The organism is Salipiger pallidus (assembly GCF_014643635.1).
GTDB classification, from domain to species: Bacteria; Pseudomonadota; Alphaproteobacteria; order Rhodobacterales; family Rhodobacteraceae; genus Salipiger; species Salipiger pallidus.
Window position 1 is genome coordinate 355,155 of sequence record NZ_BMJV01000002.1, and the last position, 15,779, is coordinate 370,933.

Sequence of the window (15,779 nt, forward strand, 5' to 3'; positions counted from 1 at the left end):
AAAATTCGAAACGACCTCAGTTGTCGTCGTCTTCGCTGGCGACGTCGGTGATCTCGTCCAGCGAAACGTTGTCGTCGTCCTCGTCTTCGAGGACGTCGTCGTCATCGAGATCCACATCGACATCATCGTCATCGAGCAGATCGACTTCTTCGGAATCTTCCTCGGTGGCTTTGCGCTTGGCGCCGTCGGCCGCGTCGGCGACGAGCATGGTGCGCTTGCCGGTGTCGAGTTGCAGAACCTCACCCGTGTACGGGCTGACGATTGGGTCCTTGTTCAGGTCGTAGAAGCGTTTGCCCGTGGTCGGGCAGACGCGCTTCGTACCCCATTCTTCTTTGGGCATGGGTTTTCCCCTTCAGCTTGGCCCTTTCGGGCGTGTCCGGTCATGTCGACAATCCGGCTCCCCTGCCATAAAGGGGGAGCGGTGTCAAAGGCTTTGCCCGCTTGGGCTGTGAGGCATGGATATGAGCGACATAACGCTTCCGGGCAACCCTCCTATCGCGGTGAAGCTGCGGCGCTCGGCGCAGGCGCGGCGGCTGTCCTTGCGTCTGAGCCAGATCGACGGGCGGGTGACCCTTACCGTGCCGCGCCGGCTGCCGGAACGCGAGGCCATCGGCTTTCTGCGCGACAAGGAGGCTTGGCTGCGCGGCCATCTCGAGGCGCGGGGCGATGACGAGCATATTGCCATTGGCGCAACGCTCCCCGTGGAGGGCATCTTGCGGCAGGTGGTGCCGGGGCAGGGCAGGGCGGTCACGCTTGGGAACGGCACCATCGCGGTGCCCGGCCCTGAGGATCGCATTGCGGCAAGGCTGCAGGGCTGGTTGCGCACCCTCGCACGGGACCGGCTGGCCGAGGCGTCGGATCGGCACTCGGCAGCACTGGGGCTGCCCTACACGCGGCTCACGCTGCGCGATGCGCGTTCTCGCTGGGGGTCGTGTACGGCGGACGGGGCACTGATGTACTCGTGGAGGCTGGTGCTCGCCCCGCCGCAGATCCTTGACTACGTGGCCGCCCACGAGGTGGCGCATCTCGCGGAGATGAACCATTCGAGCGCCTTCTGGGCGGTGGTTGAGCGGCTCTACGGAGACTGGCGACCGGCGCGGGCCTGGCTGCGCGACGAGGGGGGAAGCCTGCACCGCTATCGATTCGGAGATTGACGGCAGGGCTTTTGTGATCACTTATGGCGGCACCATGAACCTTGCTCCGAAACCGTCCGACATTTCCTCCTCCGCGCATGACCGCGTCTATCGCGGCTTGCGCAGCCGCATCATGCTGGGCCAGATCCCGCCCGGAGAGGCGCTGACCCTGCGCGGCATCGGCAGGCAATTCGAGGTCTCGATGACCCCCGCCCGCGAAGCGGTGCGGCGGCTGGTGGCCGAGGGAGCGCTGTCCATGTCCACCTCGGGTCGGGTCGCCACGCCCGAACTGTCAAATGAGCGGATCGAGGAGCTGGCCGCCCTGCGCGCCCTCATCGAGGTAGAGCTGGCCTCACGCGCGCTGCCCCGTGCCCACATGGCGCTGATCGACCGGCTTCAGGCCATCGACGCCAATATCTCGGCGGTCATCAGCAACCGCGACTCGGTGGGCTACATCCGCTCGAACCTCGAGTTCCACCGCACACTCTACCTGAGGGCGCAGGCGCCCGCGATGCTGGCCATGTGCGAAACCGTCTGGCTGCAGCTGGGGCCCACCATGCGGGCGCTTTACGGGAGGCTGAAGCGCACGGAGGCGCCGCAGTATCACCGGCTTATCATTGCCGCGCTCAAGGCGGGGGACGAGCCGGGCTTGCGGCTTGCGGTACGGTCCGACGTGACACAGGGCCTGCGGATGCTGGCAAGCTGAGAGCTGCTCGCCGGACGGCAGTCCCCCGGTCAGGCGTCTTCGGAAGGCGCGTTCACCAGTGCGGCCGCCTCGATGGCCAGTGGTTTCAGGCCCGCACCGCCAGCCTCCACATGGGCAAGGTACTGCGCGCGCATCCGGGGTTCCCAGAAGTCGTTAATATGGCCTGCCACGCCCTCGGCCTGCCCGGAGGGCTGCGAGTCGAAGAAGGTGGCGATCTGGTTGGCCATCATGACCATCTTATCAGGCGACATCGCTGGCTCCGTCGGTGATGCGCTCGGGCGCGGAATAAAGATCGAACCCGCCGGCGCGGGCAAATGCGGCCACGGTCAGCCGTGCCTCATCGGCGGTGCGCATGGCAAGCTCGGTGGGCGCCGACACGGCGATGAGAATCGGGCACTTCGCCAGCACCGCCTTCTGCACCATGTCCACCGACACGCGGCTGGTGAGCACGATGGCCCCTTTCGAAGCGTCGACCCCCCCTCGGGCCATGGCACCGATGAGCTTGTCGAGCGCGTTGTGTCGCCCCACGTCCTCGCGGGCGAGCACGATGCCATTTCCGGGGAGCAGGAAGCCCGCGGCGTGCACCGCGCGGGTCTGATCGTGCAGCGGTTGGTGGGCGCGCAGGGCCTCGGTGGCAGAGGCTACCTCGGCCCGGGTCAGGCGCACAGGGCCAAGTGGCAGCCGGGGCAGGGGCCTTAGCGCTGCGTCAAGGCTGTCGATGCCGCACAGCCCGCAGCCCGTAGGCCCCATGCTACGCCGTTGCCGCTCGAGCAGTTGTGCCGAAGCGCCGCCTCGCAGCCACAGACGTGCCTCTATGCCGCGGTCGTGTTCGACGGTCTCGAAATCCGCCACCTGCGCAAGGTCGGTGACGATCTCCTCGCTCAGCGCGAAGCCAAGCGCGAAATCCGCCACGTCCGAAGGCGTGGCCATCATCACCGCTTGCGTCGATCCGTCAAAGACCAGCGCCACCGGAACCTCCTCGGGGAGCGAGCGGGTAATGTCCCGCGCTCCTTCGGACGTCACGGCGGTGCCGGGCCTGCTGACGGATCGCAGAGTCATTCCGCCGCCGAAAGGATGCGCCGGGCCTGCGCGGCCTGGGCGTTGTAATCTTCCTGCCAGTCGGTCGGCCCGTTGGAGGGCGTCACCTGCACGGCGGTCACCTTGTACTCGGGGCAGTTGGTCGCCCAGTCCGAGAAATCGGTGGTCACCACATTGGCCTGCGTGTCCGGGTGGTGGAAGGTGGTATAGACCACGCCGGGCGACACCCGATCCGTCACCTTGGCGCGCAGCGTCGTCTCGCCGGTGCGCGAGGCAAGGCGCACCCAGTCACCATCCTTGAGGCCCCGGTTCTCGGCGTCATGGGGGTGCAGCTCCAGCTCGTCCTGATCGTGCCAGACGCTGTTCTCGGTCCGCCGGGTCTGGGCGCCCACGTTGTACTGCGACAGGATGCGCCCTGTGGTGAGCAGCAGCGGGAAGCGCGGACCGGTCTTCTCGTCGGTCGCGACATATTCGGTCACGATGAACCGCCCCTTGCCGCGCACGAACCCGTCCACGTGCATGAGCGGCGTGCCCTCGGGATGCTCCTCGTTGCAGGGCCACTGGATCGAGCCAAGCTCGTCGAGCCGGTCGTAGGTGACACCGGCAAAGCTGGGGGTGGTGGCCGCGATCTCGGCCATGATCTGTTCGGGGTGGGTGTAGGCCCAGCCCGCGCCCATCGCGTTCGCGAGCATTTGCGTCACTTCCCAATCCTCGTAGCCGTTCTTCGGGGCCATGACCTTGCGGACCTTGTTGATCCGACGCTCGGCGTTGGTGAAGGTTCCGTTCTTCTCGAGGAAGGACGAGCCGGGCAGGAAAACATGCGCGTAATTGGCCGTCTCGTTGAGGAAAAGGTCATGCACGATGACGCACTCCATCGCCTTCAGCCCCGCCGCGACGTGGTGTGTGTCAGGGTCGGACTGGAGGATATCCTCGCCCTGGCAGTAAAGCGCCTTGAACGTGCCCTCGACCGCGGCATCGAGCATGTTGGGGATGCGCAGCCCCGGCTCGGGGTCGATGCTGACACCCCATGCGTCCTCGAAGATCTTGCGGACCTCGGGGCCCTTCACATGGCGATATCCCGGCAGCTCGTGGGGGAAGCTGCCCATGTCGCACGAGCCCTGCACGTTGTTCTGGCCGCGCAGCGGGTTCACGCCCACACCGTCACGCCCGATGTTGCCAGTCATCATCGCAAGGTTCGCCAGAGCCATCACGGTGGTCGAGCCTTGGGAATGCTCGGTCACGCCGAGGCCATAGTAGATCGCTCCGTTGCCGCCTTTGGCGAACAGGCGCGCCGCCGCCCGCAGTTCCTGCGCGTTGACGCCAGTGAGCAAGGCGGTGGATTCCGGCGCATGGCGCTTGTCCGAGACGAACTCGGCAAAGGCCTGGAATTCGTCCCAGTCGCAGCGCTCGCGGATGAAGGCCTCGTCGTAAAGCCCCTCGGTCACGATCACATGCCCGAGCGCCGTGACCACGGCAACGTTGGTGCCGGGGGTCAGGGGCAGGTGGTGGGCCGCCTCGATATGGGCCGATTTCACCATGTCGATGCGACGCGGGTCGATAACGATAAGCTTGGCACCCTGCCGCAGCCGCTTCTTGAGGCGCGAGGCAAAGACCGGGTGGCCGTCGGTGGGGTTGGCGCCGATCACCAGCGCGACGTCGACCTTTTCGACGCTGTCGAAATCCTGAGTCCCGGCAGAAGTGCCGAAGGTCTGCCCAAGGCCGTAGCCGGTGGGCGAATGGCACACCCGCGCACAAGTGTCGGTGTTGTTGTTGAGGAACACCGCGCGCGTCAGCTTCTGCACGAGGTAGGTTTCCTCGTTGGTGCAGCGGCTCGAGGTGATGACCCCCATGCTGCGCCGACCGTATTGCTCGCGGATGCCCTTGAGCCGGGTGGCGGCAAAGGCCAGCGCCTCGGCCCACTCGACCTGCCTCCACGGCTCGTCGATGCTGTCGCGGATCATCGGCTTCATGATGCGGTCCGGGTGGCTGGCATAGCCGTAGGCAAACCGCCCCTTCACGCAGGAGTGGCCGCGGTTCGCCTTGCCATGCTTCCACGGCACCATGCGCACCAGCTCGTCGCCGTTGAGCTCGGCCTTGAACGAACAGCCCACGCCGCAATAGGCGCAGGTGGTCACGACGGACCGGTCCGGCGTACCCAGCTCGGCCACGCTCTTTTCCTGCAGTGTCGCCGTGGGGCAGGCCTGCACGCAGGCGCCGCAGCTGACGCAATCCGAGGTCAGGAAATCATCCTGCGGCCCGCCCGCGGACACGCGGCTCTCAAATCCGCGCCCCTCGATGGTCAGCGCAAAGGTGCCCTGAACCTCCTCGCAGGCGCGCACGCAGCGCGAGCAGACGATGCACTTGGCGGGATCGTAGGTGAAATAGGGGTTGCTGGTGTCTTTGGCGATGTAGCGCGGGTTCGCTTCCCCCTCGGGCATCCGCAGCCGCGCCTCGGCCTGGGACCGCGCCCCGGTGCCCGACGGGTCGTAATGGTTTTCGCCAGGCGTGTAGCGCACGTCCCGCAGCCCGACCATCCCGGCCATGTCCTGCAGCTCGCAATCGCCGTTGGCCGCGCAGGTGAGGCAATCCAGCGGGTGGTCGGACACGTAAAGCTCCATCACCCCCTTGCGGATCTTTTTCACCTTGGACGACTGCGTGTGCACCACCATGCCGTCATGCACCGGCGTGGTGCAGGAGGCCGGCGTGCCCCGACGGCCTTCGATCTCGACCACGCACAGCCTGCAGGATCCGAAGGCCTCGACGCTGTCGGTGGCGCACAGCTTCGGCACGGTGATCCCCGCCTCCGCCGCAGCCCGCATGACTGACGTTCCGGCGGGCACGCTGACCGCGATACCGTCGATGCTCAGCGACACCGGCTTACCTGATTTCGCAGGCGTGCCCATGTCCTTCTCATCCCAGGGAATGATGAAATCTTTCATCGCGCATACTCCCGACTTTGCCGAAGACCCAGTCTTCCTTTGACCAAAAATATCCCGGGGGTCCGGGGGCAGAGCCCCCGGCGGATCGCCTCGCGCCAGCGAGGCGACACCCCTGCGGGACCAATCACTCCGCCGCCTCGCGCACGGCTCCGAATTCCTCGGGGAACAGCTTCAGCGCCGACATCACCGGGTAGGGGGTGAAGCCCCCAAGCGCGCAAAGCGAACCGCTCTCCATCGTGTCGCACAGGTCCGTCAGCAGCTCGACCGCCGCGCCGTCCCCGGCGCGGATCCGGTCCAGCGTCTCGACCCCGCGTACCGCGCCAATGCGACAGGGGGTGCATTTGCCGCAGCTTTCCACGGCGCAGAATTCCATGGCGAACCGCGCCATGCCCAGCATGTCCGCGCTGTCGTCGAAGACCACCAGCCCCGCGTGCCCGATCAGCGCATCCTGCCCGGAAAATTCCTCATAGCCGAACGGCAGGTCGAACTGGGACGTGCCAAGGTAGGCTCCAAGCGGTCCGCCCACCTGCACCGCCTTCACCGGCCGCCCGGAGGCCGTTCCGCCGCCCAGATCGTTCACGATCTCGCCCAGTGGCATGCCGAAGGCGGTCTCGAAGAGCCCGCCGCGCGCGACGTTTCCGGCGATCTGCAAGGGGATCGTGCCCTTGGACCGGCCCAGCCCAAAGTCGGCGTAATGCTCGGCGCCCTTCTCGAAGATCACCGGCACGGTCGCCAGCGAAATGACGTTGTTCACCACCGTGGGCTTGCCGAAGGCGCCCTCGAGCGCCGGAAGCGGAGGCTTCGCCCGCACCACGCCGCGCTTGCCCTCGAGCGAGTTCAGCAGCGATGTCTCCTCGCCGCAGACATAGGCCCCGGCGCCCACGCGCACCTCCATGTCGAAGGCATGCCCGGACCCAAGCACATTCTCCCCGAGAATCCCCGCCTCGCGTGCCAGCTCGATGGCACGGCGCATCACCGCGATGGCATCGGGGTATTCCGAGCGCAGGTAGACATAGCCCTGGACCGCACCGCAGCCGATTCCAGCGATGGACATGCCCTCGATCAGGCAGAAGGGATCACCCTCCATGATCATCCGGTCGGCAAAGGTGCCGCTGTCGCCCTCGTCAGCGTTGCACACGATGTACTTGCGGTCCGCATGGGCCAGCCGCACCGTGTCCCACTTGATCCCCGTGGGGAAACCGGCGCCGCCGCGACCGCGCAGGCCCGACAGCTTCACCTCGTCGATGAGGTCGTCTTGGGACATGTCGATGGCGCGCCGCAGGCCCGCAAGCCCGCCATGGGCCTCGTACTGCACCAGCGACAGCGGGTCGATCACGCCGCAGCGCTGGAAGGTCAGGCGGGTCTGGCGCATCATCCAGTCCAGCTCCTCGACCAGCCCCAGAGACGAGCCGCCGTCGAAGATCGCCGAAACCTCACCGGGCGTCATCGGGCCGTACCCCACGCGGCCTGCGTCGGTCTCGACCTCCACCAGCGGCTCCAGCCAGATCATGCCACGGGTACCATTGCGGGCGATCTCCACATCGAGGCCGCGGGCCCTTGCCTCGGCATGGATCGCGGCGACCACCTCGTCAGCACCAAGCGCCTTGGCGGCGCTGTCCATGGGAACCCAGATCTTCATGCCGCACCCTCCATGGCCGCTTCAAGCCGGTCGGCTGACGCCCGTCCGATCAGCTTCTCGCCCACCATGGCGGCGGGGGCGCAGGCGCACAGGCCAAGGCAATAGACCGGCTCGACCGTCACGCCGCCATCACGGGTGGTGCCGCCCCAGTCGAGGCCAAGCTTGCCCAGCACCGCCTCGGACAGGGCGTTCGCGCCCATGGACTGGCAGGCTTCGGCCCGGCAGATCTTGACCACCAGCCGCCCGGCGGGGGCCTTGCGGAAATCGTGGTAGAAGGACATCACCCCGTGCACCTCGGCCACGGTGAGGTTCAGCGCCTCGGCGATCAGCGGCAGCGCCATCTGCGGGACGTGATCGAAGGCATCCTGGATGTCGTGAAGGATCGGCAGCAGTGGGCCTTCGGTCCCTGCATGACGCGCGATCAGGCCGGCGATGTCGTCGGCTGTCGGCTGATGGGTCGGCTGGTGCTGGCGCATGCTTGCGGCTCCTCCCTCGTGCTTCTTCCTTTGTCGCAGAGAGATGATTGGCAAATCAATATCGCTGTTCCGTCAATTGATAGGAAAAACCTATCAAGAGGCGGGCGCCGTCAGCCCCTCGGCCTCGGCCAGAAGGGCCGTTAGAACAGGGGTGTAGGGCTCCTGGTGTGGCGCGATGAGTCCGACGCCGGGGGCGGGGGCAAGCTCGCGCAGGGGGACCACCGCCAGCGGCTTGCCCTCGCACAGAAAGCGGGCGAGGTCGTCGGGCAGGATGGTGGCCCAGTCGCCGTGCAGCACATTGGCAACCAGCGCCACGGTGGAATTCGATTCGATCAGCGCTGCGGGGCCGACGCCAGCCTCCATGAAGTGGCGGTTGATGATGCGGCGGTTCTGCATGTCGGGGGTCAGCAGGCACAGCCGGGCAGAGCCAAGCGCATCCCACCCCACAGGTCCGCCGGAGGCAAAGGGATGATCGGGACGGCACACCACCGTGTAGGATTCCCGGTAGAGTGGCCTGGTGGTCACCCGCCCCAGTGGTTCGTTGTCGAGATACGAGATGCCTGCGTCGATCTCGAGGTCGTCGAGCATCGACAGGATCTCGGCCGAGGCGCGCGACAGGACCGTGAAGCTGACGTTGGGATGCCGGGCGGTAAAGCTGGTGACCAGCCGCGACGCCCAGGTCAGCGCGGTGGGAATGACCGCAAGCCGCAGATGGCCTGAAAGCCCCTCGCGGCTCGACCGCATCTCGTCGCGCAGGCGGCGGGTATCACCGACGATCTGCCGGGCGCGCACGAGGGCCCTTTGACCTTCCGGCGTCAATCCGCCGAATCGCGACCCGCGAATCACTAGTTTTACCCCAAGCTGTTCTTCGAGATGCCGGATTCCCGCTGAAAGTGTAGGCTGCGTCAGACCGAGACTTTCTGCCGCACGTCCGAAATGTTTTTCACGGGCGAGGGCGATTAGCATCTCCAGCTTGGCGATCATCGGTCATTACCCGTTACAGACAGGGCCTCGACACCGGTTAGTTGCGCGTACGTGTGCGCGCATGCGCCCGCGCGAATAGGACGAAGCTGCGCGTCGCACCAGCAACAAAACAGTGAATGTAAATGGTGCATTGAATGCGCTCCCGAAAGATTGAAAATTCGTACAGAAGACATACTAAATTCCTAAGCAAAAAAACTAATCCCTCTTCGCACCGCATCCGCGCGGCTCGGGGAGGCTGGACGAAGGAACAGGGATGGTGTCAGGCAGCGTACTTCTGCCCGTGATGGTGATGTTGCCGTTTCTCGGAGCCTTGCTTCCGGGATTGATGATCCGTGCAGGCCGCAATGTCTGCTCGAGCTTCACCGCAGCCGCCACTGCCGCGGCGCTGGTTCTGCTGGGCGTCATGACTCCTGAGGTCATGGGCGGAGGCACGATCACCGCTCAGATCAACTGGCTTCCGGCGCTGGGACTCAACGCGAACTTCATGCTCGACGGGCTCGGGCTGCTGTTTGCGGGGATGATCCTCGGGGTCGGCCTGCTGGTGATCTTCTATGCACGGTTCTACCTGTCGGGCGATGACCCGATGGGGCAATTCTACACCTACCTGCTGCTGTTCCAGGGCGCGATGCTGGGCATCGTGGTGTCCGACAACATCCTGCTTCTGCTGGTATTCTGGGAGATGACGTCGCTGTCGTCCTTCCTGCTCATCGGCTACTGGAAGCACCTGCCCGAAGGCCGTCAGGGCGCGCGCATGGCGCTGACCGTGACCGGAGCGGGGGGCCTTGCAATGATCGCGGGGATGCTGATCCTCGGCAATATTGCGGGCAGCTACGATCTGTCGGTGATCCTGCAGAACCGCGAGGCGATCCAGTCTTCGGACCTCTACCTGACGGCTCTGATCCTGATCCTGCTGGGCGCCTTCACAAAGTCGGCGCAGTTCCCGTTCCACTTCTGGTTGCCCCATGCCATGGCCGCACCGACCCCGGTGTCGGCCTACCTGCACTCGGCCACCATGGTGAAGGCGGGGATCTTCCTCATGGCACGCATGTGGCCCGTGCTTGCAGGCACTCCGGAATGGTTCTGGATCGTGTCCTCGGTGGGCCTTGTCACCATGGTTCTGGGCGCGCTGATTGCGCTCTTCAAAGATGACCTCAAGGCGCTGCTGGCCTATTCCACGATCAGCCACCTTGGCCTTCTGACGATGCTGCTGGGCTTCGGCACGCCCATGGCCGCCACCGTGGCGGTGTTTCACATCATCAACCACCTGACCTTCAAGGCAGCACTGTTCATGAGCGCGGGCATCGTCGACCACGAGGCCCACACCCGCGATATCAAGCGCCTTGGTGGCCTTGCCCGTCTGATGCCGCTGACCGCGACCATCGCCATCGTTACGGCGCTGTCCATGGCCGGCATCCCGCCGCTCAATGGGTTCATCTCCAAGGAGATGATGCTCGAAGAGGTCGCGCACACCTACTGGTGGGGCGGCGAATGGCCGATCATCATCGTCGCCACCATGGGCGCGCTGTTCTCGGTCGCCTACAGCTTCCGCTTCATCTCGCACACATTCTTCGGTCCGGTACGCAACGACTACCCGCACCACCCGCATGATCCGCCTATCGGAATGCTGGCATCGCCGGCGCTGCTGGCGCTTTTGGTGATCCTCATCGGCCTGTTCCCGGCGGCGATCGCCGAGCCGCTGGTGCGCGTGACCGCAGGTGCCGTCACCGGGGGCGAGCTGCCTGACTTCTACCTGTCTCTCTGGCACGGCGTGACCCCGGCGCTGTTCATGTCCATGGCCGCCGTGGCGGGGGGCATCGTGCTGCTGGTGCTGCACCGCCCGCTCGACAAGGCGTGGATCGCGACCCCGCGGCCCCATGCCAAAGCGATGTTCGACCGCACCATCGCGGGCGTCGCAAGCCTCACCACTTGGATCACGGAAAAGACCCACGATGGCGCGATCAGCCGCTACCTTGCCATCTTCACCATCGCGACGGTGCTGCTGGGCTACGCGGCCTACACCGGCGGCGGCATGCCTGCGCCGACGCGGGAGATGCTGCCGGTGCCGCCGCTTGTGGCCGTGGGCTTCGTGCTGCTGATCGTGGCCACCGGCGCGGTGGTCATCATGCACCGCCATCGCTTCCGCGGGCTCATCATCACCAGCGTCGTGGGCCTGATGGTCGCGGCGGGATTCATCTACCTGTCAGCGCCTGATCTGGCCATGACGCAGATCACCGTGGACACGGTCACGGTGCTGCTGCTGCTTGTGGCGCTGCACTTCCTGCCCAAGGACACCCCGCGCGACAGCACGACCGCGCGCCGCACCCGTGATGCTCTGATCGGCATCGTGGCGGGGATCGGCACCGGGGCGCTGGCCTTCGCCTTCCTGATGCGCGACGTGGACACGATCTCGGACTACCACCTTGCCAACTCCTACAAGGGCGGTGGCGGCGACAACGTCGTGAACGTGATCCTCGTGGACTTCCGTGGCTACGATACCTTCGGCGAGATCATGGTGCTGGGCATCGCGGGCCTCGTGCTGTTCGCGCTGATGGAGGCGCTGCTGGGCGGGCCTGTGTCGAAACGCATCCGCAACATGGCACTGCCCGAGGACCGGTCGCGCGACCGTCACCCGCTGATGATGGTGATCGCGACGCGGGTGATGATGCCCATCGCCTGCCTTGTGGGGATCTACATCTTCCTGCGCGGCCATAACCTGCCGGGCGGCGGCTTTGTCGCGGGGCTGGTGATCTCGATCGCGGTGCTGATGCAGTACATGGCCTCGGGCTTTGGCTGGGCGCAAGAACGCAAGCGGATCGAGTATCATTCGATGATCGGCATGGGCGTCGTCGTGGCGGCCCTCACGGGCATGGGCGCCTGGCTTGCGGGTGAGCCGTTCATGACATCGGCCTTCGGCTACTTCCAAGTGCCGCCCTTCGAGGAATTCGAGCTGGCCACAGCGGCGCTCTTCGACTTCGGGGTCTTCCTGACGGTGCTGGGGGCGGTGATGCTGATGCTCTACTCCCTGTCGCGGCTGGCGCGCTACGCCGGCGAAACCGTCAACGAGGAGCCCATGGATTACGACCCCTCGCAGCGCATAGACGCCGCGATCGAGGCCCGGAAGGACGAGCGCTGAGATGGAACTTATCGTCGCAATCACCATCGGCGTGCTGACCGCGGCCGGGATCTACCTGATCCTGCGGCTGCGCGCCTTCCCGGTCATCCTCGGGCTGACCCTGTTCACCTATGCCACCAACCTTTTCGTCTTCGCGACGGGGCGGCTGGCCGTCGGCCTGCCGCCGGTACTGAACGACGAGGCGGCAGGCTATTCCGACCCGCTGCCGCAGGCGCTGGTGCTGACCGCCATCGTGATCTCGTTCGGGATGACCGCCGTATTGGTGCTGATCTCGCTCGGGGCCTATCTCGAGGCGGGCAGCGACAAGGTCGAATACACCACGGACGATGACGACATGATGGCCAAGGCCGAACAGGACGAGAAGACGGAGGGCGCGGCATGATGGCTCACTGGCTGATCGCCCCGGTCGTCGTTCCGGCGCTTGTCGCGCCGATGGTCGCCTATGTCATGCGCTTCGACATCGTCATGCAGCGCGCCGCCTCCATGGCCGCGTCGGTGGTGATGATCGCCATCGCCATCGGGCTGATGGTCGCCACCGCCGACGGGACGGTGCACGTCTACCGGCTGGGCGACTGGCCGGCACCCTTCGGCATCGTGCTGGTGCTGGACCGGCTGGCCGCGCTGCTGATCCTGCTGACCACGCTGCTGGGCGCGGTGGTGCTGCTGCACGCATCGGCCACCGGCTGGGATCGCAGGGGGCGGCATTTCCACGCGCTCATGCTGTTCCAGGTGATGGGCATCTCGGGGGCGTTCCTCACTGGTGACGCCTTCAACCTCTTCGTGCTGTTCGAGATCCTGCTGATCGCCTCCTACGGCCTGACGATCCACGCCGGTGGGCGCGAGCGGCTGAAGGGCGGCCTTCAGTACGTGATCATGAACCTCGTCGGCTCGTCGCTGTTTCTGATCGCGCTCGGCACGCTTTACGCCACCACGGGCACGCTCAACATCGCCGACCTCGCGGTGAAGGTGCGTGAGATCCCGGTAGGCGAGGCCGCGCTGGTACGCGTTGCCGCGATGCTGCTGATGATCGTCTTCGCGGTGAAGGCAGCGCTATTCCCGGTGCAATTCTGGCTGCCGGGCACCTACGCCAACGCCCCCGCACCGGTGGCGGCGCTGTTCGCCATCATGACCAAGGTCGGCGCCTATGCCATTTTGCGCATGCACACCATCGTCTTCGGCCCCGACACCGACGCAATCGGATCGCTGTCGCAAGACTGGCTGATGCCCGCCGCACTCATCACCATCGCCATCGGAGGGATTGGCGTCATGGGCGCGCGCAACCTCATGCAGATGGTGTCCTTCGCGGTGCTGATGTCGACGGCGACGCTGATGCTCGCGATCTCGGCCTTCACGCCCTATGCCATCGAGGCGGCGCTGTATTACCTCGTGCACTCGACCTTCTCGGCGGCGCTGATGTTCCTCGTGGCGGACCTCGTTCTGTCGCAGCGCCGCAACGGCGGGGCGCTGGCCGCGTCGCCGGTCATGGCACAGAACGGCTTGCTGGCGGCGCTGTTCTTCGGCGCGGCCATCGCCATCGCGGGGATGCCGCCGCTGAGCGGCTTCCTCGGCAAGCTCTACGTCCTCGATGCGCTGCGGGACACGGGCTATTCGTGGCTGGTGTGGACCGTGGTGCTGGTCAGCTCTCTGATCACCATCGTCGGCCTTGGCCGCGCCGGGTCCACGGTGTTCTGGAAGGCCAACGACGCCGATGTGGTTGCCGCAGAGGCCCGCGCCCGCGCCGAGGCCGAGGCGAACGGCCCCGCCGAGCCCCTGCCGGATCGCAGCGCAAGTGCGCTCGCCATCGCGCCCAGCATGATGCTCATGGCGGCGCTGGTGGCGGTGACGGTGTTTGCCGGTCCGCTGTCGCGCTACATGCAGGCGACATCGGCCCAGCTGTTCGACCCGGTGGATTACATCGAGGCCGTACTGCTGAACCAGGACGACACCAAGGACCTGTCGAGCCATGGCGACGATTATGGCGAGCATGGTGAAGATGACGGCACCGAAGACGGCGCCGCGACCGAGGGGGATCACTAAGCCATGCTGAGACGTCTCTTTCCGCACCCGATCCTGACCCTGACGCTGGCCATAGTCTGGCTGATGCTGGTGAACAAGATCACGTCGGGGAACATCTTCCTCGGGGTTGTGCTGGGCATCGTGATCCCCGTGATGACCGCGCCCTACTGGCCGAACCGCCCCAAGCTGGGGCGACCGCTGTTGGCCATCGAGTATTTCCTCATCGTGCTGGTCGACATCGTCGCGGCGAACATCGAGGTGGCCTATCTTGTCCTGTTCCGCCGGAGCAAGAACATCCGCTCGCAGTGGCTCGTGGTGCCGCTGGACCTGCGCTCGCCAGAGGCGATCACCGTGCTGGCTGCCACCATCACCATGACGCCGGGCACCGTGGCCGCATCGCTGGCTGCGGATGGAGGTAGCCTGCTGGTGCATGTCCTCGACACCGATGCGCCGGATGAGGTCTGCGCGCACATCAAGAAGCGCTACGAGCGCCGTCTCAAGGAGATTTTCGGATGATCCTCTACGCGCTCACCTTCGCATCGGCCTGCTTCGGCCTCGGGCTGCTCGTGACCCTCTGGAGGCTGGTCACCGGGCCAAGCCAGGCAGACCGCATCCTTGCACTGGATACCATGGTCATCAACTTCATCGCGCTGATGGTGCTGTACGGCATCTGGCAGGGGACGCAGATCTACTTCGAGGCGGCGATGCTGATCGCCATGGTGGGCTTCGTGTCCACCGTTGCCTTCTGCCGCTTCATCCTGCGCGGCGACATCATCGAATAAGGGAAACGACATGGACCAGGACCTTACCCTGATTTCGGAAATCCTTGTCGCGGCCTTCCTCGTGATCGGCGGGGTGTTCAGCCTCGTGAGCTCGATCGGGATGATGCGCCTGCGCACGCTCATGCAGAGGCTGCATGCGCCTACCAAGTCGACGACACTGGGGGTCGGGGGCGTGCTGATCGGCTCGATGCTCTATTCGCTGCTGATCCGTGAGGCGCTGTCGTTCCACGAGCTGCTGATCACGCTGTTCCTGTTCATGACCGCGCCGATCACCGCCAACTTCATCGCCAAGACCTACATGCAGGACAAGATCCACAAGGACGAACTGCCGGACACGGGCCGCGACTACGGCTGGGCGGTCTATGACGATCCGCCCATGCCCGGCACCCCCCGTGATCCGGAACTGCCGGAGGAACGCTAGGCTTCGCCGCTGTCAAGCAACTCGCGCGGGATGACAAAACCGCGCGGGACGCCGCTTTGCCAGGCAAGGTCCGCCCAGACGTCGATATCGAACTCCACCACCAGCGTCGCGCCGGTGGGATAGTCGTGGAAGCGCGGGTGAGGCGGTGCGGTCGCGCTGATCTCGTCCGCGAAGGCGGCGATGCCTGGATTGTGGCCCACCATCAGCACGGTGGTGCCGGTGGCGGCGCTCAGCTGGCGGAACATGGATTCCGGCCCCGCGTGATACAGCCGATCCTCAAAGACCGTCTGAGGCTCGGGATCGAGCGCAAGGCGCTTGAGCGTCTCGCGGGTGCGGGTGGCGGTGGAGCAGAGCACCTGGTCCGGGGTCAGCCCCTCCGCGGCAAGCCAGCGGCCGAGGGCCTTGGCGCTCTGCCGACCACGCTTGTTGAGGGTACGCTCGTGATCGGGCTGGCCAAGCGACCAGTCGGATTTCGCGTGACGCATGAGGATGAGGCGCTTCATGGGGTGAAC

16 protein-coding genes are annotated in these 15,779 nt (G+C 65.7%); 8 read left to right on the forward strand and 8 right to left on the reverse strand.

Annotation, left to right across the window (positions count from 1 at the left end):
- Positions 1-16: 16 nt before the first annotated feature.
- The gene (locus IEX41_RS07435; RefSeq protein ID WP_188789594.1) at positions 17-340 is read right to left on the reverse strand and encodes a TIGR02300 family protein; all 324 of its coding nucleotides are present in this window, start codon (positions 338-340) and stop codon (positions 17-19) included.
- 121 nt (positions 341-461) lie between these two features.
- Here IEX41_RS07435 and IEX41_RS07440 point away from each other — a divergent pair, with 121 nt between their 5' ends.
- Positions 462-1,154 (forward strand): M48 family metallopeptidase, encoded by a 693-nt coding sequence (locus IEX41_RS07440; RefSeq protein WP_188789595.1) that lies wholly within the window; start codon positions 462-464, stop codon positions 1,152-1,154.
- 34 nt (positions 1,155-1,188) lie between these two features.
- A complete protein-coding gene (locus IEX41_RS07445) occupies positions 1,189-1,839 on the forward strand; it encodes a GntR family transcriptional regulator (protein ID WP_188789712.1) in 651 nt (216 codons plus the stop codon).
- Positions 1,840-1,868: 29 nt separating this feature from the next.
- Here the strand turns inward: IEX41_RS07445 and IEX41_RS07450 are convergent, their stop codons facing one another.
- The 6 genes from IEX41_RS07450 to IEX41_RS07475 form a co-directional block, all read right to left on the reverse strand.
- Complete coding sequence (locus IEX41_RS07450) at positions 1,869-2,090, reverse strand: formate dehydrogenase subunit delta (protein ID WP_188789596.1); 222 nt, start codon at positions 2,088-2,090, stop codon at positions 1,869-1,871.
- Complete coding sequence (gene fdhD / locus IEX41_RS07455) at positions 2,080-2,898, reverse strand: formate dehydrogenase accessory sulfurtransferase FdhD (protein WP_188789597.1); 819 nt, start codon at positions 2,896-2,898, stop codon at positions 2,080-2,082. The genes IEX41_RS07450 and fdhD overlap by 11 nt, the downstream gene beginning before the upstream one ends.
- Positions 2,895-5,816 carry a formate dehydrogenase subunit alpha gene (fdhF, locus tag IEX41_RS07460; protein WP_188789598.1) on the reverse strand — a complete coding sequence of 974 codons (2,922 nt, stop codon included), beginning with the start codon at positions 5,814-5,816 and terminating at the stop codon, positions 2,895-2,897. The genes fdhD and fdhF overlap by 4 nt, the downstream gene beginning before the upstream one ends.
- A 124-nt stretch (positions 5,817-5,940) precedes the next feature.
- Positions 5,941-7,455 (reverse strand): formate dehydrogenase beta subunit, encoded by a 1,515-nt coding sequence (locus tag IEX41_RS07465; RefSeq protein WP_188789599.1) that lies wholly within the window; start codon positions 7,453-7,455, stop codon positions 5,941-5,943.
- Entirely contained in the window at positions 7,452-7,931 is a 480-nt protein-coding gene (locus tag IEX41_RS07470) for a formate dehydrogenase subunit gamma (RefSeq protein ID WP_188789600.1), read from the reverse strand. Before IEX41_RS07470 ends, IEX41_RS07465 begins: the two co-directional genes overlap by 4 nt.
- Before the next feature lie 93 nt (positions 7,932-8,024).
- Complete coding sequence (locus IEX41_RS07475; protein ID WP_188789601.1) at positions 8,025-8,915, reverse strand: LysR family transcriptional regulator; 891 nt, start codon at positions 8,913-8,915, stop codon at positions 8,025-8,027.
- A 253-nt stretch (positions 8,916-9,168) separates the two neighbouring features.
- Here IEX41_RS07475 and IEX41_RS07480 point away from each other — a divergent pair, with 253 nt between their 5' ends.
- From IEX41_RS07480 to IEX41_RS07505, 6 genes are read left to right on the forward strand one after another with little or no spacing between them, the layout of a single operon-like run.
- Positions 9,169-12,048 carry a monovalent cation/H+ antiporter subunit A gene (locus tag IEX41_RS07480; protein ID WP_188789602.1) on the forward strand — a complete coding sequence of 960 codons (2,880 nt, stop codon included), beginning with the start codon at positions 9,169-9,171 and terminating at the stop codon, positions 12,046-12,048.
- A gap of 1 nt (position 12,049) precedes the next feature.
- Entirely contained in the window at positions 12,050-12,430 is a 381-nt protein-coding gene (locus IEX41_RS07485) for a Na+/H+ antiporter subunit C (protein ID WP_188789603.1), read from the forward strand.
- The gene (locus IEX41_RS07490) at positions 12,430-14,085 is read left to right on the forward strand and encodes a monovalent cation/H+ antiporter subunit D (RefSeq protein WP_188789713.1); all 1,656 of its coding nucleotides are present in this window, start codon (positions 12,430-12,432) and stop codon (positions 14,083-14,085) included. The genes IEX41_RS07485 and IEX41_RS07490 overlap by 1 nt, the downstream gene beginning before the upstream one ends.
- Positions 14,086-14,088: 3 nt before the next feature.
- Entirely contained in the window at positions 14,089-14,580 is a 492-nt protein-coding gene (locus IEX41_RS07495) for a Na+/H+ antiporter subunit E (protein WP_188789604.1), read from the forward strand.
- A complete protein-coding gene (locus IEX41_RS07500; RefSeq protein WP_188789605.1) occupies positions 14,577-14,846 on the forward strand; it encodes a K+/H+ antiporter subunit F in 270 nt (89 codons plus the stop codon). Before IEX41_RS07495 ends, IEX41_RS07500 begins: the two co-directional genes overlap by 4 nt.
- Positions 14,847-14,856: 10 nt before the next feature.
- Positions 14,857-15,267 (forward strand): Na+/H+ antiporter subunit G, encoded by a 411-nt coding sequence (locus IEX41_RS07505; RefSeq protein WP_188789606.1) that lies wholly within the window; start codon positions 14,857-14,859, stop codon positions 15,265-15,267.
- On the opposite strand, the gene IEX41_RS07510 is transcribed toward IEX41_RS07505, so the two are convergent.
- Positions 15,264-15,770, reverse strand: coding sequence for a SixA phosphatase family protein (locus tag IEX41_RS07510; protein ID WP_188789607.1), 507 nt, complete (start codon positions 15,768-15,770; stop codon positions 15,264-15,266). The genes IEX41_RS07505 and IEX41_RS07510 overlap by 4 nt on opposite strands.
- Positions 15,771-15,779 lie beyond the last annotated feature (9 nt).